We start from the raw sequence: 23,560 nt of genomic DNA, 5'->3' as shown, positions 1-23,560 counted from the left end.
CCTGAACTGGCCCGGAGCCTCGAAAATCGGGAAAACGCCTCCGAGCCGTCGTGATCCTCCCCGCCGGGACGACACCAGCCCCGCGCCCCTTCGGCGCGGTCGGGGATGCTGCGCCTTGTCGCAGCGCATGGCGATCCGGGTCGCAACCCGGAAACGAAAGGATGCAAGACAATGAAGTTCGTTATCTTCCCGATCGCGCTGCTCGGCCTGGCCGCAGCCAATCCCGCCCGTGCCGACCAGGACGGGCCGAAGACCAGAATCGTCTCCTATGGCGATCTCGACCTGACCCAGGCGCATGACGTGGCGACGCTGCACCGGCGCGTCAGCAACGCGATCATCGCAGTGTGCGGCGACTATGCGCCGGCCAGTCTGCATATGCATGGCTTCTCGGCGCGCTGCCGCAAGGAGACTGCGCGGCGGATGGAAATCCGGATTTCCAAGGTCGTGCGCGGGCAGCGCGATGTCGCTGCGGGCGAGGCTGCCGGCATGCGCGGGGCGCGGGTTCCGATCGCCGATCTCGATCTCGGCCGCCTCGGCGACCGGCGCGTGTTCGGCAAGCGGCTGGCGCTTGCGGTGGCGCAGACATGCGGGGCGGATGGGGCGCGGGACTATACCGGCGCCTGCCGTGCGGAACTGCGCAACCAGCTTCCGGTGAGGGAGGTGCGGATCGCCGCATCGGGCGCCGGCCACGACGCCGGCTAGCGCCGAGAGGATCTGGCGGGCCCGACCGGGGCCCGCCAGATCTTGGTCGTCAGGCCCAGGCGGCCATCTTGGCTTCGAGGTTCTCGCGGATCGCCTCGAAGAACTGCTCGGTGGTCATCCAGGGCTGGTCCGGACCGATCAGGATCGCGAGATCCTTGGTCATCTTGCCGCTCTCGACGGTCTCGATGCAGACCTGCTCGAGCGTCTCGGCGAACTTGGTGACGTCCGGCGTGTTGTCGAACTTGCCGCGGAACGACAGGCCCTGCGTCCAGGCGAAGATCGACGCGATCGGGTTGGTCGAAGTCGCCTTGCCCTGCTGGTGCATGCGATAGTGGCGGGTGACGGTGCCGTGGGCGGCTTCCGCCTCGATCGTCTTGCCGTCCGGCGACATCAGCACCGAGGTCATCAGGCCGAGCGAGCCGAAGCCCTGCGCGACGGTGTCCGACTGGACGTCGCCGTCATAGTTCTTGCAGGCCCAGACGAACTTGCCCGACCACTTGAGCGCCGAGGCGACCATGTCGTCGATCAGGCGGTGCTCATAGACGATGCCGGCATCCTTGAACTTCTGCGCGAACTCGGCGTCGAAGGTCTCCTGGAACAGGTCCTTGAAGCGGCCGTCATAGGCCTTGAGGATCGTGTTCTTGGTCGAGAGATAGAGCGGCCAGCCGCGATCGAGCGCGTAGTTCATGCTCGCCTTGGCGAAGTCGCGGATCGACTCGTCGAGGTTGTACATGCCCATGGCAACGCCGGCGCTCGGGAAGTCGAACACTTCGTACTCGAGCTCGTCGCCATTGGTGCCGACCCACTTCATCGTGAGCTTGCCGGCGCCGGGCACCTTGAAATCGGTCGCGCGATACTGATCGCCAAAGGCATGGCGTCCGACGACGATCGGGTCGGTCCAGCCCGGAACCAGGCGGGGAACGTTCTTGATCACGATCGGCTCGCGGAACACGACGCCGCCCAGGATGTTGCGGATCGTGCCGTTCGGCGACTTCCACATCTTCTTGAGGCTGAACTCTTCGACGCGGGCCTCGTCCGGGGTGATCGTCGCGCACTTCACGCCGACGCCATACTGCTGGATCGCCTTGGCGGAATCGATCGTCACCTGGTCGTCGGTCGCGTCGCGATTCTCGACCGAGAGATCGTAGTACTTCAGATCGATGTCGAGATACGGCTTGATCAGGCGCTCGCGGATCCACTGCCAGATGATCCGCGTCATTTCGTCGCCGTCGATCTCCACGACGGGGGTGACAACCTTGATCTTCGCCATTGCTCGCTGTTCCTTTTGAGGGAGGTTTGGGCGAGCGTCTAGGAGGATGGGGCGGGGGGATCAAGCCCGCCCCGTGCAACCGGTATCAGTCGTTCCAGGCCCACCAGAGCTGGGCGGGCGGGATGTTGATCCACTCCATCGCATGATCGATGTGCGACCAGTGCGGGGTGAGGAAGTTCTTCACGCGCGGATTGTACTGATAGACCAGGAACGCGCCGCCCTTGCGGATCACTTCGCGCGTCGCCTTGGCGATCGCATCGCCCACGCCCGGCGGCAGGGTGGAGAAGGGCAGGCCCGAGGCGATATAGTCGGCATGCTCGAAGCCATGCTCGGCGATGATCTGCTTCACATCGGCCGCCGAGCCCTGCACGGCGATCAGTCGCGGATCGTTGATGCTCTGCTTCAGGTAGCGGATGAAATCCGGATTGGTGTCGATCACGATCAGCTTGCCGTCTGCCGACAGCTTGTCGAGGATCGGACGGGTAAAGGTGCCGACGCCGGGGCCATACTCGACGAAAAGCTTGGTGTTCTCCCAGTCGACCGGCTTGAGCATCTTGTTGATCGTGAAGCGCGACGAGGGCGCAACCGCGCCCACCATCACCGGTCGCTTCAGGAAACCGCGGAAGAACATGCCCCAGGGCGAAGGCGTGCCGGCGGGGCGGCGATTACGCGTACGGGCCTTGGCGGCAGTGGAAGCGGGCATGGGCGACCTTGTTTCAAATTCGGGACAAGTCGTCCGCATTTGGGCAATTCGAACGAACATGCAAGCGCGACGGATGCATTTCACCGCATCTGACGTGGTTAAGCCATTTAACTTGTGGGCAAGCCGGCGCTGTACCTCAGTCGAAATCGACCCGCATCGGCAGGCCATGCTGGGGGCGGATGCTGGTGCTGGCGACGGGTCGCGGAACCGAAAGCGGCGTAAACCGCGCCGCTCGGACCAGCGTGGCGAGCACAACCACCAGCTCGGTCATCGCGAAGGCAGCGCCCAAGCAGATGCGCGGGCCGGCGCCGAAGGGCAGGTAGAGATGCCGGTCGGGCGTGGGCATGCCGGGGGCGAAGCGATCGGGATCAAACGCGTCGGGGGCGCGCCAATATTGCCGGTGCCGGTGCAGCGCATAGACCGGGATCAGGATGCGCGTGCCGGCGCGGATCCGGCGGCTGTCGATCACGGCATCGCGCGTGCAGACGCGCGTAAGCTGATAGCCCGGTGGATAGAGGCGAAGCGTCTCCTGGATCAGCTGGCGGGTAAAGACGAGGCGCTCGACATGCTCGGGGCCGATCGGCGCACCGCCCGTGACTGCCTCCGTCTCGGCGCGCATCCGCGCGGCGCTCGGCGCATGCGCGGCTGCGAGCCAGAGCGCCCAGCCGAGCGTGACGGCGCTGGTCTCGTGCCCGGCCATGATGAAGCCGAGCAGATTGTCGCGCAGCAGCGGGTCTTCCATCGGCCGGCCGGTGTCCGGATCGATGGCGCCAAGTAGCAGGTCGACAAGGTCGCCGCGCGGCATTGTACGGCGACGGTGGGCGATCATCCGATCGACATCGGCCCGCAATGCCGCGCCTTCGGGCGCGGGCCTGTTCAGCTTGCCGCGGTGCGCGCGATCCGGAAGGAAGAGATAGCTCAGGCGACGCAACTCGAGCTGGTTCAGGAAGGCATGGACGCGCGTCTCCGTATCGGCGCGGGCGAAGTCCTCGCCGCCCGAAAGCACGGTATCGAGGATCACGTCGAAGGCGATGCGGCCGGTCTCGGCAGCGATGTCGATCGGCTGATCCGCGCTGCGCCAGCGGGTGAGTGCGGCTTCGGCGGCGGTGCGCATGCGGGGCGCGAGCGCGGCCATCTCGGCGGCGCGAAAGGCAGGGGCCGCGGCACGGCGCTGCCGGCGCCAGTCCGCGCCGTCCACGGCGACCAGTCCGTCGCCCCAGGCAGGATGCATCACCCGGCGCCAGAGATGGCCGTGTGGAAAATCCTCGGCATGATCGACCATTACAGCGCGGACGGCCGTGGGATCGGTGAGGAAGACGGGTGCGCCGGGAAAGGGCGGACGCCAGCTTGTGCCCTCAAACAGCGCGCGGGGCCATGCTTCGATGGGGTTGCGCACCGCTTTGGTGAGCGCGTGCCAGGGCGTCACACGGTCGAGCGGTTCGGGATGGGGCGGGCGGAATGGCTGCGGTGCTCCACCGGGCTCCCCGGCAAAGGCCTGGATCGTGTCGCCCGTCAGCATCGCCTTGCCCCCTGTCGCTGGCCACGCCCTACGCTTGTCCACGACATTGGGAAAGAGGCGGGCGCCGATGCGTTGTATTGATACCAACACGGAGCTAGAGCCCGAGCATGGCATCCATGGACAAGCCCCCGCTCGGCACTCCCACGGTGAAGTGGCGCTTCCCCGACATTCACCCCGAGGGCCGCAAATATGTGGCGATCGCCGGCGCGATCGCGCTGGCCAGCCTGTTCATCTGGGACTTCATCACCTGGCCCTTGGTGTTCCTCACCTTCGGCGTCGCGGCCTTTTTCCGCGATCCGGTGCGCGTGACGCCGCAGGGCGACGGCATGCTGATCGCGCCGGCGGACGGGCTGGTCACGATGATCCAGCCGGTGGAACTGCCGCCCGAGCTGCGCGGCCCGCAGGCGCTGGGCGACAAGCCGATGGTGCGCGTGTCGATCTTCATGAGCGTGTTCGACGTCCATGTGAACCGCACGCCGATCACCGGCACGATCCGCCACGTCATTTATATCTCCGGCCGCTTCCTCAACGCCGATCTCGACAAGGCGAGCGAAGAGAATGAGCGCCAGCACTTCATCGTCGAGGACAGGCACGGCCTTCGCATCGGCTTCACCCAGATTGCCGGCCTGGTCGCGCGGCGCATCGTGAGCTTCACCAAGCCGGGCGACATGATCGTCGCCGGTCAGCGCGTGGGCCTGATCCGCTTCGGCAGCCGCGTCGACGTGTTCCTGCCCGAGGATTACGTGGCGCAGGTCACGCTCGGCCAGCGCACGATCGCGGGCGAGACGATCATCGCGCGGAAGGGCGGGGCGGCCGTCACCGGCATCTCGCAGTGAGCGACCACCGCGGCGACGCACGGTTTCCGCGCACGCTCCGGCCCCGCCGCATGCGGCGGATGCGGCCGGTGCGCGGGATCCCATTGCGCGCGATCGCGCCCAATGCGGTGACCGCGCTGGCGCTGTGCTCGGGACTGACCGCGATCCGGTTCGCGATCGACGGCAAATGGGAACTGGCGGTCCTGATGGTGCTGATCGCCGGCATGCTCGACGGTATCGACGGCAAGATCGCGCGGATGGTGCGCGGCGAGAGCCGGTTCGGTGCCGAGCTGGACAGCCTGTCCGACGCGATCTCGTTCGGCGTCGCTCCCGCGCTGATCCTCTATCTATGGTCGCTGCAGACGCTCGGCCGGTTCGGCTGGATGATCGCGCTGGTCCATGCGCTGTTCTGCGCGCTGCGCCTCGCCCGGTTCAACGCGCAGATCGATTCCGAGGAACAGCCGCACAAGTCGGCCGGCTTCCTGACCGGGGTGCCGGCGCCGGCCGGCGCGGTGCTGGCGCTGTTGCCGCTTTATCTGTGGCTGTTCACCGATGAGCCGCATCTGCGCTCGCCGGTGGTGATCGCGCCCTGGACGGCGTTCATCGCGGTGCTGATGATCTCGAGCGTCGCGACCTTCGCGCCGCATGTGCGGCTGAAGCAGCGGGTGCGCTTCGAGGCGATCGCGGTGCTGGTGGTGCTCGTCGCGGCGCTGGTCGCCGCGCCATGGCCAACGCTGGCGGGGATCGCGATCCTCTATCTGGTCTCGATCCCGTTCAGCGTGCGCAGCTATCGCCGGGTCAGGCGGCAGCGCGCAGCGGGAACGCCGCGGGACGACGCACCGGGGCCGCATAGCGAACCGTAATCCGGGTCGGCACCAACTCGGGCAGCGGCTGGGCGAGGTTGCGGCCGGTCAGTTCACGGATGCGGGGAAGCGCGGTGGCGATCGACGTGACGATCGTCCAGGCGGCAACGGCGAAGGCGGTGCCGAACAGCAGAACGGTAAGCAGTGCAGTCATCACTTGGCTCCCAAAACGCGCCTTACCTGGCGAGAACCTTGCGATTCCAACCCCTTGGCGCCCGCTGACGTTCCCTGTCCGCGTTGTGAACCCTTTATGTTCCATTAACGTTCCGGCGTCAAGCATACGTTCTTCGCATGTTCCATTTTTCCGGAACGGCGGTTGCGCAGAGGCAGGGAACACCCCACTTGCACTCCATGGCGCTTTCGATTAGGGGCGCCGCTCTCAACCCGCATGGGAAGCAACATACACCGGTGCCGAACGCCGTTCGGTCACTCGCTTCCCAGAGGCACAACCGGAAGGAGTTATCCCTATGGCGGCACCTGTCGTCACCATGCAGCAGCTGCTCGAATCGGGCGCACACTTCGGTCACCAGACCCACCGCTGGAACCCGAAGATGAAGCCCTACATCTTCGGCGACCGCAACGGCGTCCACATCATCGACCTCTCGCAGACCGTGCCGCTCTTCGCGCGCGCGCTCGAGTTCGTGAACTCGACCGTCGCCGCCGGCGGCAAGGTGCTGTTCGTCGGCACCAAGCGCCAGGCGCAGGAGCCGATCGCCGACGCCGCGCGTCGTGCGAACCAGCACTTCGTCAACCATCGCTGGCTGGGCGGCATGCTCACCAACTGGAAGACCATCAGCAACTCGATCAAGCGTCTCAAGACGCTCGAGGAGCAGCTGTCGGGCGACACGCACGGCCTCACCAAGAAGGAAGTGCTGCAGCTCACCCGCGAGCGCGACAAGCTCGAGCTTTCGCTCGGCGGCATCCGCGACATGGGCGGCCTGCCCGACGTGATGTTCGTGATCGACGCGAACAAGGAAGAGCTGGCGATCAAGGAAGCCAACACGCTTGGCATCCCCGTCGTCGCGATCCTCGACTCGAACGTGAGCCCGGACGGCATCGCCTTCCCGGTTCCGGCGAACGACGACGCGTCGCGCGCCATCCGCCTGTACTGCGAAGCGATCGCCATCGCGGCGACCCGCGGCAACCAGGACCGCCAGGCGAGCTACGGCGTCGATCTGGGCGCGCAGGAAGAGGCACCGGTCGAGCCGGCCCTCGAAGCGCCGGCCGAGGCCGCTGTCGAAGCCGAGCGTCAGATCGACGCGTAAGAGCGTCGCGGAAGTGTAATGTGGGAAGGGTAGCGGCCACCGCATCCTTCCCCGTTCGCCCTGAGCCTGTCGAAGGGCGGCCATCCTCCAAGCGATGTGCTTGCGGCGATGCGCCTTTCGACAAGCTCAGGGCGAACGGATTTTGAAGTTGGGCGTCGCGCCTGTCGCGACCAGCATTGAGGAAATAAACATGGCCGAGATCACTGCAGCAGCCGTGAAGGAACTCCGCGAGAAGAGCGGTGCCGGCATGATGGACTGCAAGAAGGCGCTGACCGAGACCAATGGCGACATCGAGGCGGCCACCGACTGGCTGCGTTCGAAGGGCCTGGCCGCCGCTGCCAAGAAGTCGAGCCGCACCGCCGCTGAGGGCCTGGTCGGCGTCGCCGTCGCCGGCACCAAGGGCGTGGCCGTCGAGGTGAACTCGCAGACCGACTTCGTCGCCAAGAACGAGATCTTCCAGACCTTCGTGCGCGACGTGACTTCGGTCGCGATCGAGCTGGGCGACGACATCGACGCGATCAAGGCCGCGCCGCTGCCGACCGGCACCGTCGAGGAAGTGCTGACCAACAACATCTCGACCATCGGCGAGAACCAGGTCCTGCGCCGCGCCAAGATGGTGCAGGTCTCGCAGGGCGCGGTGATCCCGTACGTCCACAATGCGCAGGCCCCAGGCCTGGGGAAGATCGGCGTGCTCGTCGCGCTCGAGAGCGATGCCGGCGTCGATGTGCTCGAGCCGCTCGGCAAGCAGATCGCGATGCACGTCGCCGCTGCCTTCCCGCTGGCGCTGTCGATCGACGACCTCGATCCGGAAGTCGTCGAGCGTGAGGCTGCGATCCTGCGCGAGAAGAACGCCGAGAAGATCGTCGGCAAGTCGCCGGAAGTCGCCGAGAAGATTCTCAACGGCCCGATCGAGAAGTTCAAGAAGGAGAATGCTCTCCTGACGCAGCTCTTCGTGATGGACGGCAAGACCCCGGTCCAGGACGTGATCGCCAAGGCGGCCAAGGACGCCGGCGCGTCGATCGTGCTGAAGGACTATGTCCGCTTCCAGCTCGGCGAAGGCATCGAGAAGGAAGAGAGCGACTTCGCCGCTGAAGTCGCCGCTGCTTCGGGCGTGAGCCGCTAAGTCGTTAGGGTCTTCCCGGACCTGAAAGCGCGGGCGCTGTCACCTTCGGGTGGCGGCGCCCGTTTGCTTTTGGGGAGGGCACGCCGCCGTGCGCCTCGCCGGACGATTGCAAAGCCGCTCCTGGCGCGACAAACCAAGGGGGCATGGCAGGCGACGAGACCGAGCTGACAATTCGATCGCAGCATGGCCTGCTGCGCGACCTGATCCCGATCTACGGTTTCCGGCAGCTGGTTCCCAATCTGGTCGCGCTCGGCCTTGTCCTCTGGCTGAGCCTCGCGATCGGGCATTTCCCCACGGGCTTGCTGCCCTTCCTGATGCTGGGCTGGGTCTTCCAGTACGTCTCCCGGCCTTCCGCGATGACCGTGACGCCGGAGCAGGCGGCGTGGCTGGAAGAGGTGCTCGACGAGCAGGGCTATTACGAACGCTCCGAGGCCGATGGCCGCTGGCGCCTGTCCGAGCGCCAATGGTGGCATTGGTCTTCGCATCTCTTCGTCGGGTTCGTGCCCGGAGAGCGGGTGACGGTGATCGCGCCGCGCGATTCGATGGAATCGATTCGCGCCAGCCTCGAACTGCTGGATGAACACGAGATACTGTTCCCCGACGGTGACCAGCCGTTCGTCTTCACGGCGGGAGAGCCGGAGCCGCTGCCCTGGCATGTGCAGGTGCCGGGCTGGGGGCTGGGCATCGCCTGTGTCCTGGCCGCGATCTGGTACATCGCCACGCATGAAATGGGCGGAATGCTCGATTGGGGGGTCTCGGGCGCGGCGCTCGCGCAGGGACGATTCGAAACGCTATTCCTCCACATGTTCGCGCACAGCGGCGCGATGCACCTGGCGATGAACATGACGATGCTGGCGGCGATCGGTGGCGCGCTGACCGCGCGACTGGGATCGCCGCCGCTCAGCTGGCTGCGCTTCCTGGCGCTGTACCTGCTCTGCGGCCTGGCAGGGGCGGCGCTGTATCTGGCGATCCACCCGACGGGAACGGTGCCGATGGTCGGCGCATCGGGGGCGTTGTATGGAATGTTCGCGCTGCTGATCCGGGCACCCGAAGCCGGCGAAGGCGCATTGCCCGTCAATTCCCGGCGGATACGGCGCGTCGGCTGGGACCTGATAAAGCAGAACGTGTTCCTGTTCGCGCTGCTTGCGACGATGGCGTGGCTGCAGGGCGCTCCGGGAGGATTGGCATGGGAGGCGCACCTTGGCGGCTTCCTGTTCGGCCTGTTCGTCGGTCCCAGGCTATTGCCGCGCCCGGCAGCGGTCGCGGAGTCTCGCGCGCCCGCCGTCGTCGCTGCCGACTGACCGCCAAAGCGGCGCAGAATCGGGCATCTCGGCGCTTGTTACCACGGGCGGGCTCCTCTAGGGTCCGCGCCGCTTCCCAGTATCCGTAGTAACCAAAGGTACCGATGACCGCTCCCCGATTCAAACGCATCCTCCTCAAGCTCTCGGGCGAGGTCCTGATGGGGCAGGGGCAGTTCGGCATCGATCCGGCGACCTGCGAGCGCGTCGCGCTCGAAGTGAAGACGGCCAAGGAAAGCGGGCTCGAGATCTGCATGGTCGTGGGCGGCGGCAACATCTTCCGCGGGCTGGCCGGCGCGGCGCAGGGCTTTGACCGCGCCAGCGCCGATTACATGGGCATGCTCGCCACGGTGATGAACGCGCTGGCGATGCAGAATGCGCTGGAGAAGGTGGGCGTCGACACGCGCGTCCAGTCCGCCATCCCGATGGCGTCGGTGTGCGAGCCCTATATCCGCCGCCGCGCCGAGCGGCACATGGAGAAGGGCCGCGTCGTCCTGTTCGCTGCGGGCACCGGCCTGCCGTTCTTCACCACCGACACCACCGCGGCGCTGCGCGCGGCCGAGATGCAGTGCGACGCGCTGTTCAAGGGCACTTCGGTCGACGGCGTCTATGATGCCGACCCGAAGAAGGTGTCGACCGCGAAGCGTTACGATACGCTGACTTATGACCGCGTCCTCGCAGACAATCTGAAGGTGATGGACGCCTCTGCCGTGGCGCTGTGCCGCGACAACAACATCCCGATCGTGGTGTTCAACATCCGTGACGAAGGCAACCTCACCCGCGTGCTGCGCGGCGAGGGCACTTCGACGATCGTCCAGAACGAAACCCAATACGCATAAGAGGAGCCGAAAATGGCCGCTTACGACAAGGCCGACCTCGAGCGCCGGATGAACGGCGCGCTTGAGTCGCTGAAGCACGACCTGCAGGGCCTGCGCACCGGCCGCGCGAGCACGACGCTGCTCGATCCGGTGACGGTCGAGGTCTATGGCGCCCACATGCCGATCACCCAGGTCGCGACCGTTGCCGCGCCCGAGCCGCGCCTGCTCTCGGTCACCGTCTGGGACAAGAGCAATGTCGGTCCCGTCGAGAAGGCGATCCGCTCGGCCGGGCTCGGCCTCAACCCGATCACCGACGGCCAGACGTTGCGCCTGCCGATCCCGGACCTGACCGAGGAGCGTCGCAAGGAGCTCGCCAAGCTCGCCAGCCAATATGCCGAGAAGGCGCGCATCGCCGTGCGCAACGTGCGCCGTGACGGCAATGACAGCCTGAAGACCGACGAGAAGAAGGGCGTGTACTCGGAAGACGAGCGCAAGCGCCACGAGACCGAGGTGCAGAAGCTCACCGACAGCACGATCGCCGACATCGACGCGGCGGCGGCGGCCAAGGAAAAGGAAATCCTCGGCAAGTGAACCTGGATTCCGCCTTTTCTTCCCTATTTTCCGTCACCCCCGCGAAAGCGGGGGCCCAGCTCCCGGACGCGCCTGCCATGCAACAGCCGTTGTGTGACGTGGCGCGGGCGGGAGATGGGTCCCCGCTTTCGCGGGGATGACGGTGGTAGTTCGATCGGTGGCCGCTAAGCCCGCCCCCGCGTCGGAGGGTGCCGCTCCCCCGCGCCATGTCGCCATCATCATGGACGGCAATGGCCGCTGGGCGAAGAAGCGCCTGCTGCCGCGGATCGCCGGGCACAAGCAGGGCGTCGAGGCGGTGCGGCGGATCAGCCGCGCGGCGCGCAAGCTCGGCATCGAGGTGCTGACGCTCTACGCCTTCTCCTCGGAGAATTGGCGGCGGCCGGAAGAGGAGGTGCGGGACCTGATGGGCCTGCTCCGCCACTTCCTGGCGAGCGAGCTGGATGAGCTGGTCTCCGAAGGCGTGAAGCTGCGAGTGATCGGGGCTTGGCGCAAGCTGTCGCCGGACCTGGTCGCGCTGATCGACGGCGCCATCGCGCGGACCGCGAGCAATCCCGGACCGACGCTGGTGATCGCGCTCAACTATGGCGCGCAGGCCGAGCTGGCCGATGCCGCCCGCACGCTCGCCGAGCGGGCGCGGGCAGGGGAGGTCGATCCGGCGACGATCGACGAGAAGGCGTTCGAGGCTGCGCTCGACACCGGCGACCTGCCGCCGCTCGACCTGCTAATCCGCACCTCGGGCGAGCAGCGGCTCTCCAACTTCCTGCTGTGGCAGGCGGCCTATGCCGAGTTCCTGTTCGTCGACACGCTTTGGCCCGACTTCGACGAGAAGGCGCTGGCGGATGCGCTTGGCGAGTTTGGCCGGCGCCAGCGGCGCTTCGGAGGCCTGTGAGCAAGAACGCCGATCTTCCCAAACGGCTGATCGTCGCCTTCGCGCTGATCGGACTGGCTTTTGCCGCGCTCTATTCGGGAGGCTTGGGCTTCTGGCTGGTGGTGAGCTTCGCCGCGGTGCTGATGATGGGCGAATGGGCGATGCTCGCGGGCGCCAATGCGCGCGGCCGACGGCTGGCCCAATATGCGATGAGCGTGCCGCTGGCGATCATGGCGCCGGGGCTGGCTGCCGGGCCGGGCTTCCTCGCGCTGGGCTTCGTCATCGGGGTGTTCTTCTTCCTGATGATCATCACGCGCAGCCTGCAACTGGCGCTCGGTGCCTTTTACGTCGGCTTCACCGTGCTGGCGCTGGTGCTGATCCGCGAGCAGCCGGTGCAGGGGCTGCTGTTGACCTTCTGGACGATGGCGCTGGTCTGGGCGTGCGACAGCGCCGCCTATTTCGCCGGCCGTGCGATCGGCGGGCCCCGGCTCGCCCCGGCGATCAGCCCGAACAAGACCTGGGCGGGCTTTCTGGGCGGCGTGGCCGGCGCGACGCTGTTCGCCTTCGCGCTGGTCTGGCTGTTCGGCCTGCCCGAGGCGCTGGCCTGGGCAACGCCGCTGCTCGCCGTGCTCGCCCAGCTCGGCGACCTGTTCGAAAGCCATCTGAAGCGGGTGGCGGGGGTGAAGGACTCAGGCAACCTGCTGCCCGGCCATGGCGGCGTGATGGACCGGCTCGACGGGCTGGTCGCGACTGCCCCGGTGGCGGCGCTGCTGGTGCTCTGGCTGGTCCGATGAAGCGCCGCGTCACGATCCTGGGCGCCACCGGATCGGTGGGCAGCTCGACGCTCGACCTGATCGAGCGCGAAACCGAGCGATTCGAGGTGATCGCGCTCACGGCCAATTGCGACGTCGAGAAGCTCGCCGCGGCAGCGATTCGCACCGGCGCGAAGCATGCCGTGGTCGCGGACGAGCGCTGCCTGCCGGCGCTGCGCGACAAGCTGGCGGGGACCGCGATCACCGCGGCAGGCGGCGCGGAGGCGGTATGCGAGGCGGCGCGGATGGGCGCCGACTGGACGATGGCGGCGATCGTCGGGCTGGCCGGACTCGGCTCGGCCATGGCGGCGATCGAGCAGGGCGGCACGGTGGTGCTCGCCAACAAGGAGCCGCTGGTATCGGCCGGCGACCTGGTGACCGCGGCGGCACGACGCCACGGCGCCACGATCCTGCCGGCCGATTCGGAGCATAATGCGATCTTCCAATGCTTCGATTTCGATCGACCCGAGCGCGTGCGGCGGATCATCCTGACCGCCAGCGGCGGGCCTTTCCGCGACTGGAGCCTGGAATCGATGCGCGGCGTGACGCCGGCCCAGGCCTGCGCACATCCCAACTGGTCGATGGGCGCCAAGATCTCGGTCGATTCGGCGACGATGATGAACAAGGGCCTCGAGCTGATCGAGGCGGCACGGCTGTTCCCGGTCGCAAATGACGCACTTGAAATATTGGTGCATCGTCAATCGGTTATCCACTCGATGGTGGAATATGTCGACGGATCGGTGCTGGCCCAGATGGGCCCTTCGGACATGCGCGTGCCGATCGCGCACACGCTGGCCTGGCCTGACCGGATGGCGACGCCGATGCCGCCGCTCGACTTTGTGGCACTGGCAAGGCTCGACTTCGAGGCGCCCGACACGGTCCGCTTCCCGGCATTGCGGCTGGCGCGAGAGGCGCTGGAGGCAGGCGGCGCTCGCCCGGCTATCCTGAACGCCGCCAATGAAGTGGCCGTCGCAGCCTTCCTTGCCGGCCGTCTCAACTTTCTTGAAATTGCCGCAATCTCTGCGGATACGCTTGCCAGCTATGACCCGGTCGCTCCGGAAAGCCTCGAAGCCGTTTGGGCAATCGACGCCGAGGCTAGGCGGATCGCGGGCGAGCGTGTGAAGGACTGCGTCGCTTGATTCAAAACCCCGGCATCCTGGTCACCATCCTCGCCTTTGTGCTGGTGCTGGGGCCGCTCGTCTTCCTGCACGAGCTGGGCCACTACCTCGCCGGGCGCTGGTTCGGCGTGAAGGCCGACGAGTTCTCGATCGGCTTCGGCCGCGAGGTCGCCGGCTTCACCGACAAGCGCGGCACCCGCTGGAAGTTCGGCTGGCTGCCGCTGGGCGGCTATGTCCGCTTCGCCGGCGACATGAACCCGGCCAGCCAGCCTTCGCCCGAATGGCTCTCGCTGCCCGCCAAGGAGCGCGCGCAGACCTTCCAGGCCAAGCCGCTGTGGCAGCGCGCGATCATCGTCGCCGCGGGCCCGATCATGAATTTCCTGGTGGCGATCGCGATCCTCGCCGCCTTCGCGCTTGCCTTCGGCCAGAATGTCACGCCGCCGGTGATCGGCAAGATCGATCCCGCCGGCGCCGCCGCCAGGGCAGGGCTGCAGGCAGGCGATCGCATCACCGCGCTCGACGGGCGCTCGGTCGAGCGCTTCCGCGACGTCATGACCTTCACCGTGATCCGCGCCGGCGAGACCGTGACGATCGGCTATGATCGTGGCGGCGAGGCGCGCGAGGCGCAGGCGACGATCGGCACGCTCACCGAGAAGGACCGGTTCGGCAATCTCTCCACCCGCGGGGTGCTGGGCTTCTACGCGGTGCCGCCGGTGGTGCAGCCGGTGGCGATCTGGGAGGCCCCGATCGTCGGCATCGCGCAGACCGCCGATATCGTGCGCACCACGATCGAGGGGCTGAAGCGCATCATTCTCGGCCGAATCCCGGTGAGCGAACTGGGCGGCCCGCTCAAGATCGCCCAGGTTTCGGGCCAGAGTCTCGCGATGGGACCGCTCGAGCTGGTGTTCCTGATCGCGCTCATTTCGATTAATCTGGGATTCATCAACCTGTTGCCAGTCCCGGTGCTGGATGGCGGCCATCTTCTGTTCTACGCAGTGGAAGCCGTTCGCCGCCGCCCGGTGGAGCCGCAGGTTATGGAATGGGCTTATCGTGGCGGTTTGATCGCAATTCTCGCGCTCATGCTGTTCGTTACGTTCAACGATCTCGGCGCGTTCGGCGTGTGGAGAAGTCTGGCCGGGTTGATCGGCTGATGTGGTTCGTGCAGGGCGGTGCAAGCCGCGTGGCTGACGGCCGGTATTTTGATTCCGACTGGGGTGGGATGGTGACTGCGATCAAGGCAAAGAAAATCGGCGCGCGCGCCACGGCGACCCTCCTCGCGGGCACGATGCTCTCGGGCGCAGCGGTTGCGCAGACCGCGCCCCAGACCGCCCCGGCGACCCCGCCCGCAGCAGCCCAGGCTGCTCCGGCGCCGGTAGCGCCGCAGGTGACGCGCACGATCAAGTCGATCCGCGTACAGGGCTCGCAGCGCATCGAGCCGGAAACGGTGATGAGCTACACGCGCCTCCGCGTGGGCGATGCCTATACCAACGAGACGATCGACCAGGCGATCAAGGACCTGCTCGCCTCCGAGCTGCTCGCCGACGTGACGATCGAAGGCGTCGAGACCGGCGACCTGATCATCCGCATCCGCGAGAACCCGGTGATCAACCGCGTGATCTACGAGGGCAACAAGCGGCTCAAGGAAGACAAGATCAAGAAGGAAGTGAAGCTGGCGCCGCGCCAGATCTTCACCCGCACCGCCGTCCGCGCCGACGTGGCCCGCATCATCGAGCTCTATCGTCGCCAGGGCCGCTTCGCCGCTGTGGTCGAGCCGAAGATGGTCAGCCTCGACCAGAACCGCGTCGACGTGATCTTCGAGGTGCATGAGGGCCCGAAGTCGAAGGTCCGCCAGATCAACATCATCGGCAACGAGGTGTTCTCCGACGGCAAGCTGCGCGGCGAGATGGCGACCAAGACCGCCAGCATCATGCACCTGATGAGCTCGAACACGAGCTACGACCAGGATCGCCTGGCCTATGACCAGCAGAAGCTGCGCCAGTTCTACCTGACCGAAGGCTATGCCGATTTCCGCGTGATCTCCGCCGTGGCCGAGCTGACGCCGGACAAGAAGGACTTCATCATCACCTATGTGGTGGAGGAAGGCCCGCGCTATAAGTTCGGCCCGGTCACCGTCGACAGCGCGATCCGCGACTTCGACGACAAGAAGCTCGCCGCCGCGCTGAGCATCAAGGAAGGCCAGTGGTATAACGCCAAGGCAGTGGAAGACACGGTCGAGCAGCTGAGCGAGACCGCCGGCATCGCCGGCTACGCCTTTGCCGACGTGCGCCCCGAGTTCCAGCGAGACAAGGACTCGCTGACCATGGCGATGAACTTCCACATCGCGGAAGCCAATCGCACGTACATAGAGCGCATCGACATCACCGGCAACCGCCAGACCCAGGACAAGGTGATCCGCCGCGAGTTCCGCGTGGCCGAGGGCGACGCCTTCAACACCTTCCTGGTCAAGCGCTCGCAGGACCGCATCAACTCGCTGGGCTATTTCCAGGACAAGTTCGAGATCGAGCGTGTCGAGGGCTCGGCGCCCGACCGCATCGTGCTCAAGGCGAACGTCGAAGAGCGCGCGAACGGCGAACTGACGCTGTCGGCGGGCTTCTCGAGCCTCGAGCAGTTCATCCTCCAGGCCTCGATCCGCCAGCGCAACTTCCGCGGCATGGGCCAGACCGTGTCGGCCTCGGTCGACTATTCGAGCTACTCGAAGTCGGTCGAGCTGGGCTTTACCGAGCCCTATCTGTTCGACACCAACGTCGCGCTCGGCGGCACGATCTTCCGCCGCGACTATAACGCGTTCAACTATATCGGCTCGGACCGCTCGACCACCTACAGCCAGATCTCGACCGGCTTCCAGCTCGTCGCCGGCGTGCCGCTGACCGAGTATTGGACGCTGTCGGGTCGCTACTATCTCGCCAAGGACGACGTGACGCTCGACAAGTCGAGCTTCTATTCGGACACCAATGGCGACGGCATCCTCGACACCTGCGATCCGCTCAAGGCGGGCCGCTATTATTGCGAGGCGGTGGGCAACCGCCTGACCTCGCTGGTGGGCGTCACGCTGACCTATGACAGCCTGAACAGCCGCCTGCGCCCGTCGCGCGGCCAGCGCCTGTCGGTCAGCGGCGACTTTGCCGGCGTCGGCGGCGACGTGCGCTATCTGCGCGCCCGTGTCGACGGCGACAAATACTGGAACGTCGGCAAGGGCTTCATCGCCTCGCTGTCGGTCGAGGGCGGCTATATCCACAGCCTGGAGAAGGCGAGCGCGGCGGGCAGCGATCCGGTGCGCATCACCGATCGCTTCTACCTGGGCGAGCCGCAGTTCCGCGGCTTCGACATCCGCGGCGTCGGTCCGCGCGTCCAGCGCTACAGCTATTCGGGCTCGGTAGCCGGCGGCGACCAGCTGCTGATCACCGACAAGGACCAGGTCACCGACGACGCGATCGGCGGCAAGGCCTATTACCTGACCAAGGCCGAGCTGGAGATCCCGCTGGGTGCCGGCGCTGCCGAAATGGGCCTGCGTCCGTCGATCTTCATCATGGCGGGCAGCCTGTTCAACATCACCCGCCCGGGCAAGACGATCGAGTTCGAGCAGGCCAAGGACAGCAACGGCGCGCTCCTCTACAATTCCGACGGCTCGCCCTCGCTGCTGCCCAAGGACAATTACATCAAGGATTCGGCGGGTAACCAGCTCTACATCGTGAGCGCTTCGGACGCGACGAACTCGGGCCTGACCACCACCTGCGCCGTCGGCTATTCGGCGAGCGCCAGCACGCCTTGCGTCGGCACCTCGATCAACGCGATCTACAACAGCCAGATCTCGCCCTTCTACGAGCGCTATGTCGGCGATTCCGCGATGCCGCGCGTGTCGATCGGCTTCGGCGTCAACTGGAATTCGCCCTTCGGACCGCTGCGCATCGACGTGGCCAAGACGTTGCTCCACGCCAAGGGCGACGACACCAAGCTTGTAACCTTCAATGTAGGGACTCAATTCTGATGATTATCAAGAAGCGCATTCTTGCCGCGCTGCTCGCGGCACCCGCGGCGCTTGCCATCGCGGCTCCCGCGCATGCGCAGGTGAACGGCATCGCCACCGCCAGCCCGGTGCGTGTCATCGACTCGTCCAAGGCCTTCTCGGCCGCGCAGCAGCAGATCCAGACGACCTTCAAGGCCGCCTTCGATCAGATCAACGCGCGCCGCCAGGCCGCCCAGAAGGAAGCCGAGCCGCTTCTCGCGCAGCTCGACACCAACAAGGACAAGAAGGTCGACGACGCCGAGATCAACGCTGCCAAGGCCGCGAAGAACCCGGTGCTCGACAAGATCGCCGCGCTGCAGACCGCTGCCAACACCGATGTCGGCAAGCTGAGCAACCCGGCCGCCCGGGCCGAGCTGTTCGCGATCGAATCGATCCTGCGCCAGTATGACGCCGCCCAGCTGCGTGTCGTCACTGCCCGCAAGATCGGCGTCGTGCTGACCCCGGAAGCCTTCATGTACGCGCCGGATTCGGCCGACATCAGCGACGCGATCACCGCCGAGCTCGACAAGTCGGTGCCGACCGTGAGCATCCAGCCGCCGGCCGAGTGGCAGCCTGCCCGCGAGACGCTCGCCATCCAGCAGCAGCTCGCCCAGCTCGAGCAGATCCGCGCCTATCAGGCCGCTGCCCAGCAGCAGCAGCGCCCGGCCGGCGCCGCTCCGGCTCCGGCAGCGCCGGCGCCCGCAGCAGCCGGTGGCGCCAAGAAGCCCGCCGAGCCGCGGTGAGCGAGGAAGCAACGGCCGGCGCCGACATCGGCCCGCTTGATATCAAGCGGGTGATGGCGGCGCTGCCGCATCGTTACCCGATGCTGCTCGTCGATCGCGTCGAGGAGCTGGTCCCCGACCAGCGAATCGCTGCGATCAAGGCGGTGTCGATGAACGAGGAATTCTTCCAGGGGCATTTCCCCGGAAGGCCGATCATGCCCGGCGTCCTCCAGGTGGAGGCGCTGGCGCAGGCGGCGGGCGTGCTCGCGGTGGAGAGCCTTGGCCTCGCCGGCTCGGGCAAGCTCGTCTATTTCATGTCGATCGACGGTGTGAAGTTCCGCAAGCCGGTCGAGCCCGGTGTGCTGCTCCGCCTCGAGGTCGAGTTCATCCAGAAGCGCACGCGCGTCTGCAAGTTCGCCGGCCGCGCGATGCTGAACGGCGAAGTCGCCACCGAGTGCGAGTTCACCGCCATGATCGCGGACCCGCCTTCGGCTTGAGCCATCGGTGCCGGGGGCGACCCTGGCGTGCAATTCCCGGCGCCGCGTAGCCTTCAGGTTGCGCGGCGCTCGCGTCTCTGCTAGGCGCGCGCGCTCTGCCGGTCGGAAACCGGCGGCTTTTCAAGGAATTTGGCGTGAAGAAAGATACCCACCCCGATTACCACATGATCAAGGTCCAGATGACCGACGGGACGACCTACGAGACCCGTTCGACCTGGGGCAAGGAAGGCGATCTCATGCAGCTCGAGATCGATCCGCTGGCGCACCCGGCCTGGACCGGCGGTCGCGGCCAGATGCTTGATCAGGGTGGCCAGGTTGCGCGCTTCAACAAGCGCTTCGGCGGCCTGAACCTCGGCAAGAAGTAAGCCGGGTGGGTGAAACGGCGCGTTCTCGTTAACGCGCCGTTAGCCACCCAAGGCTAGCTTGCCCCGTATGGCAAGCGCAGCACGAGCATTCGCAGCAGAGTTCGAACCGGCCGAGGAACTGGGCCGGCGACGCTCTATGCGCGCGCCCGTGTCGCTCGATGCGAAGATCGGCCGCGGCGGCCTGGATCGCGCATTGTGCAAGGTGGTGGACGTCTCGCTCCACGGCGCGCGTATCCACACCTATTCGCTGATCAAGGCCAATTCGATGATCTGGCTGGCGCTGCCCAAGATCGGGCATGTTGCCGCACGCGTCGTCTGGTCGAGCGATTTCGAGGCGGGTCTGGAGTTCCAGACCGCGCTCACACCCGAAGCTTTCGAGACACTTACGGCATAATGACACGTCCGTGCGCCGAAAGGTTGCACGGCCGATTGCACTTGTCCGCAGTTTAGGACATCCTGATCAAGCTTTCACCTGCTGGGGAAACTGGTGATGCTCAAGGGTCTGCTGCTTTGCGCGGCGGCATGTGCCGCGCCCAATATGGCCATGGCGGGCGAGAAAGACTTGCCGGTCGTTCCGAATCTGAAGTCGCTGCTGGCGGCCAATATCGCCAAGCGCGTGGCGCCGCCCGGTCGTAGCGTGGCGGTGCAGCATCCAGCCTTCCTGCCGATCGCCTATCGCGGCGTCGAGCGCGGCTCGGGCTTCCTGTTGCCGGTTCGGTCGATGCCTCGGGAGCCGGTGGTGCTCCAGTCCAGCTTCTCGATCGAGCAGCTGCGCACCCAGGCCGCCTGGCATCTGCCGAAGCTGGACATCGGCAAGAACACCACCAGCGTGCGCGGCAGCAGCTGGGCGGTGTACGACATCCTTTCCGACCATCGGAAGCCGCGCTTCCGCCGTTCGGCGCTGAGCACGATGCTGGTGCTCAAGATCGACGGCCAGGAAGACACGTCGCCGATCAGTGTGGGCGGCGGCGGTGTCGCTGCCGCGATGTGGAAGGCGATGCCGGGGGATTGATCCCGGGCCCGGCGGCGATCCTACTGCGCGGGCTTGGCTGTGTTGGCCTGGGCGATCATCTTCAGGACCAACTGCGCATATTCATTCGCGGGATCGATCGCGAGCGCCTCTTTGGCAGCCTTGTCGGCGCCAATCCGGTCTTTCAAGCCCATCAGGGCGATTCCCTTGGCGGCGATGAGGTTGGCGCGCTCGGGGCCGGCGAGGTCCTTGTCGGCCGCCAGGAAGCGCTCGACGAAGCGCGGTATCTCGAGATAGGCCGAGAGGCTGAGCAGCGTCGCGACATATTCCTTGGTCAGGTCGTGCTGGTTCGGGGCGATCGCGAGACCCTTGTAATAGCTGGCCTTGGCGCCGGCATAATCCTCCATCTCGTACTGGATCCAGCCGACCGCATAGGCGAGTTCGGTATGATGGAGGTTGACCAGCACGAAGTTGGAGCTGGCCGGAAAGCCGTCGATCGCCTTGCCGGCCTTCTTGGCTTCGGAATAGGCGAGGAACTGGTGTTCGTCATAGACGCGCACTTCGTTGCCGCAGCGCTCGGCCGCGGGCATCGCGGCGGGGAGGGTGGCATAGCGCTTCTGCAGCGCCGGCAGCATCGCGGCGAACCCCGTCTTGTCCTGCGCCTTCATCAGGCCGAAGGCCTTGTCGATCTCCGGCTGGGCGGCGGCAGCCCAGGCTGCCTTGTCCTCGCAGGAGCCGGCCTGCGCCGCCGAAGGGGCGAGCGCCGCAAGGGCGGCGATGGCTGCGATCCAGTGTCCGGACATTGGCTTAACCCCCTGAAATCGAGTGGCGGAGAGGGTGGGATTCGAACCCACGGTACGCTTGCACGCACGGCGGTTTTCAAGACCGCTGCCTTAAACCACTCGGCCACCTCTCCGCGTCGGAACCCGCGCTATCGCGAACTGCGGCGATCCGCCACAATTTGTTGACGAAAGTCGGCCGGCAGGGGTTCTGCATCGCGCCGCCCTGTGGCACAAAAAGCGCATGCGGGGACGAAGTGGCGTAGTGCGTGGCCTGTTGGCCTTGGGCGTGGCCGTGATCGCGGCGGCGCCGGTGGGTGCGCCTGCGATCGCGCAGGACGAGAGCGGATTCCAGACCTATCTGGGCGAGCTTTCGCGCCAGGCGGCGGCGCAGGGTGTAACCCGGCGGACGATCGACGCGGTGATCCCGACGCTGACCTACAATGCCCGTGTGGTGGCGCTCGACCGACAGCAGCCCGAAACCGCGCCCAACGCGCCGATCTCCAATTTCGAGCCCTATCGCGTGAAGCATGTCGATGCCGCGCGGATCAGCCAGGGGCGGGCGGCCTACCAGCGCCAGCGCTTCCGGTTGCAGAAGATCGAGAACGAGACCGGCGTGCCCGAATCGATCATGGTCGCGATCTGGGGGCACGAGACCAATTACGGGCGGGTGATGGGCGGATTCGACCTGCCGCGCGCGCTCGCCAGCCTGGCCTATGAAGGGCGGCGGCGCGACCTGTTCGCCAGCGAGTTCATCGCGACGCTCAAGATGATCGACCGCGGCGTGCCGCGCGAGAAGCTGGTGGGAAGCTGGGCAGGGGCGTTCGGCGGGCCGCAATTCCTGCCTTCGGTCTATCTTCGCCTTGCGGAGGATGGCGATGGCGACGGCATGGCCGATATCTGGACCAGCGAGCCCGACACGCTTGCCTCGATCGCCAATTATTTCGTCAATGCCGGGTGGCGGAAAGGCCAGCCCTGGGGCTTTGCGGTCAGCGTGCCGGCCAATCTCGACCGCGCCGCGCTGGTCAACCGGAGCACGGCGCCGCGCTGCCCGCGCGTGTTCGACCGGCACAGCCGCTGGAAGACGATGGCGGAGTGGCGTGCGCTGGGAATCGTGCCGCAGACCCGCGCCTGGCCGGCCGACAATGTCCAAGCGACGCTGCTCGAGCCCGATGGCCCGGGCAAGACCGGCTACCTGCTCACCGGAAATTATCGCGTGATCCTCGACTATAATTGCTCGAATTTTTACGCTTTGTCGGTAGGCCTGCTCGCCGATGAGGTCGAACGCTAGCATTTCCGCGCTCACGCTCCTGGCTGCCCTTGGCGGCGGAGCCCCGAGCTATGCCCAGAACCTGGGCTCCGTAGGCGCGCAGGCCTATGGTGGCAGCCAGGACGCCCAATCGAGCGAAACCTGGCGCGCCGCCGATGGCACGCTGCGCACGCGCCCCGCGCGCCAGCAGCCCCAGCCGCAATACCAGCCTGCGCCGCAGCAGCCCGAGCCGCAGCCGCAATGGACCGATCCCGCGCCGGTGCCGCCCCAGGCGAGTGCCCCCGGTGCTTCCTATGCCGTGCCGGGTAGCAGCGCGCCCGTGCGCCAGCAGCGGAGCGCGCCGGCGCAGCAGCAGTGGCAGCCCCAGCCCCAGCCGCAAGTGCAGCAGCAGGTGCCGCAGGACTATGCCGACCCCGCCGCGGGTGCGGCCGGGCCGAGCGGCTCGTCGCAGCCGGCACCGGGCGAGACGCCGCGCTATGACGAGATCGGCTATGCCGGGGTGCGTCCGGTGAGCGGTGGCGGCGCGATGGACCAGGCGGTGGTGGCGGTGCACCGCTCGCTGCCGGCCAACAGCTATGTCGAGGTGACTTCGCTCGATACCGGGCGGACGATCCTGGTGCTGGTGACCGGCACCGATCCGGGCGCCAACCACCCGATCGACCTGTCGGCCGGTGCCGCCCGCCTGCTCGGTGCGAGCGGCGATACGGTCGGCGTGCGCATCCGCAGCGTGAACCCGCCCGCAATGGACAAGAGCGCGCTCCAGGCCGGCCGGCCGGCGGGCGACCGTGCCGATGCGCCGCAGGTGCTGCTCACCGCGCTCCGCAAGCACCTGCCGAACCGCCCGAGCTACGCGTCTGCACCCAGCTATACGCCGCCCGCCTATACCGCGCCGCGCACCACTGCGCCGCGCCCGGCCCCCGTGCGAACCGCGCCTCCCGCGGCACGTCCGGCTGCGAACGGCAGATTTGTCGTGCAGGTTGCCGCACTTTCTAACGCTGGTCGCGCACAAGCGCTTGCCCAAAGCCTAGGCGGCTTCGTAAAGCCGGGTAGCGGGCTCTATCGCGTCCAGCTCGGTCCCTTCGCCACGGCGGGCGAGGCCGAAGCGGCACGACGGCGCGCCGCGGGCGCGGGCTATGGAGATGCACGCGTCCAAGCCAACTGAAAGGCC

25 protein-coding genes and 1 tRNA gene are annotated in these 23,560 nt (G+C 66.7%); 20 read left to right on the top strand and 6 right to left on the bottom strand.

Features of this window, described 5'->3' with window-relative positions:
- The first annotated feature begins 171 nt into the window (after positions 1–171).
- A complete protein-coding gene (locus P6144_RS04945) occupies positions 172–702 on the top strand; it encodes a UrcA family protein (protein WP_277766592.1) in 531 nt (176 codons plus the stop codon).
- 49 nt (positions 703–751) lie between these two features.
- Here P6144_RS04945 and P6144_RS04940 read toward each other — a convergent pair whose 3' ends face one another.
- The 3 genes from P6144_RS04940 to P6144_RS04930 form a co-directional block, all read right to left on the bottom strand.
- Positions 752–1,972: an NADP-dependent isocitrate dehydrogenase gene (locus P6144_RS04940; RefSeq protein ID WP_277766591.1), complete on the bottom strand. Its 1,221-nt coding sequence runs from the start codon at positions 1,970–1,972 to the stop codon at positions 752–754.
- A gap of 85 nt (positions 1,973–2,057) precedes the next feature.
- Entirely contained in the window at positions 2,058–2,675 is a 618-nt protein-coding gene (locus P6144_RS04935) for an NAD-binding protein (protein ID WP_277766590.1), read from the bottom strand.
- Positions 2,676–2,811: 136 nt separating this feature from the next.
- Complete coding sequence (locus tag P6144_RS04930) at positions 2,812–4,194, bottom strand: cytochrome P450 (protein WP_277766589.1); 1,383 nt, start codon at positions 4,192–4,194, stop codon at positions 2,812–2,814.
- Positions 4,195–4,301: 107 nt separating this feature from the next.
- Between P6144_RS04930 and P6144_RS04925 the strand changes: the two genes are divergently transcribed.
- Both P6144_RS04925 and P6144_RS04920 read left to right on the top strand, forming a co-directional pair.
- Positions 4,302–5,030 (top strand): phosphatidylserine decarboxylase, encoded by a 729-nt coding sequence (locus tag P6144_RS04925; RefSeq protein ID WP_277766588.1) that lies wholly within the window; start codon positions 4,302–4,304, stop codon positions 5,028–5,030.
- Between the two features lie 50 nt (positions 5,031–5,080).
- Entirely contained in the window at positions 5,081–5,872 is a 792-nt protein-coding gene (locus P6144_RS04920; protein ID WP_277766587.1) for a phosphatidylcholine/phosphatidylserine synthase, read from the top strand.
- Here the strand turns inward: P6144_RS04920 and P6144_RS04915 are convergent.
- The gene (locus P6144_RS04915; protein ID WP_277766586.1) at positions 5,808–6,026 is read right to left on the bottom strand and encodes a hypothetical protein; all 219 of its coding nucleotides are present in this window, start codon (positions 6,024–6,026) and stop codon (positions 5,808–5,810) included. The two genes, P6144_RS04920 and P6144_RS04915, sit on opposite strands and share 65 nt — an antisense overlap.
- Positions 6,027–6,339: 313 nt before the next feature.
- On the opposite strand from P6144_RS04915, the gene rpsB reads away from it, so the two are divergent.
- The 15 genes from rpsB to P6144_RS04840 all read left to right on the top strand — a co-directional run bounded on the left by rpsB (position 6,340) and on the right by P6144_RS04840 (position 20,385).
- Entirely contained in the window at positions 6,340–7,137 is a 798-nt protein-coding gene (gene rpsB / locus P6144_RS04910) for a 30S ribosomal protein S2 (protein WP_277766585.1), read from the top strand.
- 190 nt (positions 7,138–7,327) lie between these two features.
- Positions 7,328–8,260, top strand: a complete 933-nt coding sequence (gene tsf, locus P6144_RS04905) for a translation elongation factor Ts (protein WP_277766584.1) — start codon at positions 7,328–7,330, stop codon at positions 8,258–8,260.
- Between the two features lie 143 nt (positions 8,261–8,403).
- Positions 8,404–9,561, top strand: coding sequence for a rhomboid family intramembrane serine protease (locus P6144_RS04900; RefSeq protein WP_277766583.1), 1,158 nt, complete (start codon positions 8,404–8,406; stop codon positions 9,559–9,561).
- A 104-nt stretch (positions 9,562–9,665) separates the two neighbouring features.
- Positions 9,666–10,397: a UMP kinase gene (gene pyrH / locus P6144_RS04895; protein ID WP_277766582.1), complete on the top strand. Its 732-nt coding sequence runs from the start codon at positions 9,666–9,668 to the stop codon at positions 10,395–10,397.
- 12 nt (positions 10,398–10,409) lie between these two features.
- On the top strand, positions 10,410–10,967 hold the full coding sequence (gene frr, locus P6144_RS04890) for a ribosome recycling factor (protein WP_277766581.1): 558 nt from the start codon (positions 10,410–10,412) through the stop codon (positions 10,965–10,967).
- A 136-nt stretch (positions 10,968–11,103) separates the two neighbouring features.
- Entirely contained in the window at positions 11,104–11,856 is a 753-nt protein-coding gene (locus P6144_RS04885) for an isoprenyl transferase (RefSeq protein WP_277766580.1), read from the top strand.
- A complete protein-coding gene (locus P6144_RS04880) occupies positions 11,853–12,629 on the top strand; it encodes a phosphatidate cytidylyltransferase (RefSeq protein WP_277766579.1) in 777 nt (258 codons plus the stop codon). The genes P6144_RS04885 and P6144_RS04880 overlap by 4 nt, the downstream gene beginning before the upstream one ends.
- Complete coding sequence (gene dxr, locus P6144_RS04875; RefSeq protein ID WP_277766578.1) at positions 12,626–13,786, top strand: 1-deoxy-D-xylulose-5-phosphate reductoisomerase; 1,161 nt, start codon at positions 12,626–12,628, stop codon at positions 13,784–13,786. Before P6144_RS04880 ends, dxr begins: the two co-directional genes overlap by 4 nt.
- Entirely contained in the window at positions 13,783–14,916 is a 1,134-nt protein-coding gene (locus P6144_RS04870; protein ID WP_277766577.1) for a M50 family metallopeptidase, read from the top strand. Before dxr ends, P6144_RS04870 begins: the two co-directional genes overlap by 4 nt.
- Before the next feature lie 68 nt (positions 14,917–14,984).
- Entirely contained in the window at positions 14,985–17,771 is a 2,787-nt protein-coding gene (gene bamA, locus P6144_RS04865) for an outer membrane protein assembly factor BamA (protein ID WP_277766576.1), read from the top strand.
- Positions 17,771–18,532 (top strand): OmpH family outer membrane protein, encoded by a 762-nt coding sequence (locus tag P6144_RS04860; protein ID WP_277766575.1) that lies wholly within the window; start codon positions 17,771–17,773, stop codon positions 18,530–18,532. The genes bamA and P6144_RS04860 overlap by 1 nt, the downstream gene beginning before the upstream one ends.
- The gene (fabZ, locus tag P6144_RS04855; protein ID WP_277766574.1) at positions 18,529–19,008 is read left to right on the top strand and encodes a 3-hydroxyacyl-ACP dehydratase FabZ; all 480 of its coding nucleotides are present in this window, start codon (positions 18,529–18,531) and stop codon (positions 19,006–19,008) included. Before P6144_RS04860 ends, fabZ begins: the two co-directional genes overlap by 4 nt.
- Positions 19,009–19,142: 134 nt before the next feature.
- On the top strand, positions 19,143–19,373 hold the full coding sequence (gene rpmE / locus P6144_RS04850) for a 50S ribosomal protein L31 (RefSeq protein WP_277766573.1): 231 nt from the start codon (positions 19,143–19,145) through the stop codon (positions 19,371–19,373).
- Positions 19,374–19,509: 136 nt separating this feature from the next.
- Positions 19,510–19,767 (top strand): PilZ domain-containing protein, encoded by a 258-nt coding sequence (locus tag P6144_RS04845; RefSeq protein WP_277766572.1) that lies wholly within the window; start codon positions 19,510–19,512, stop codon positions 19,765–19,767.
- A gap of 150 nt (positions 19,768–19,917) precedes the next feature.
- The gene (locus tag P6144_RS04840; RefSeq protein WP_277766571.1) at positions 19,918–20,385 is read left to right on the top strand and encodes a hypothetical protein; all 468 of its coding nucleotides are present in this window, start codon (positions 19,918–19,920) and stop codon (positions 20,383–20,385) included.
- 20 nt (positions 20,386–20,405) lie between these two features.
- On the opposite strand, the gene P6144_RS04835 is transcribed toward P6144_RS04840, so the two are convergent.
- Positions 20,406–21,146, bottom strand: coding sequence for a hypothetical protein (locus P6144_RS04835; RefSeq protein WP_277766570.1), 741 nt, complete (start codon positions 21,144–21,146; stop codon positions 20,406–20,408).
- 23 nt (positions 21,147–21,169) lie between these two features.
- A tRNA-Ser gene (locus P6144_RS04830) sits at positions 21,170–21,259 on the bottom strand.
- 107 nt (positions 21,260–21,366) lie between these two features.
- On the opposite strand from P6144_RS04830, the gene P6144_RS04825 reads away from it, so the two are divergent.
- Both P6144_RS04825 and P6144_RS04820 read left to right on the top strand, forming a co-directional pair.
- Positions 21,367–22,413: a lytic murein transglycosylase gene (locus P6144_RS04825; RefSeq protein WP_277766569.1), complete on the top strand. Its 1,047-nt coding sequence runs from the start codon at positions 21,367–21,369 to the stop codon at positions 22,411–22,413.
- Positions 22,397–23,554 carry an SPOR domain-containing protein gene (locus tag P6144_RS04820; RefSeq protein WP_277766568.1) on the top strand — a complete coding sequence of 386 codons (1,158 nt, stop codon included), beginning with the start codon at positions 22,397–22,399 and terminating at the stop codon, positions 23,552–23,554. Before P6144_RS04825 ends, P6144_RS04820 begins: the two co-directional genes overlap by 17 nt.
- Positions 23,555–23,560: the final 6 nt, after the last annotated feature.

This window comes from Sphingomonas sp. HITSZ_GF (assembly GCF_029543155.1).
Taxonomy (GTDB): Bacteria; Pseudomonadota; Alphaproteobacteria; order Sphingomonadales; family Sphingomonadaceae; genus Sphingomonas.
This window is presented reverse-complemented; position numbering and strand designations above follow the sequence as displayed.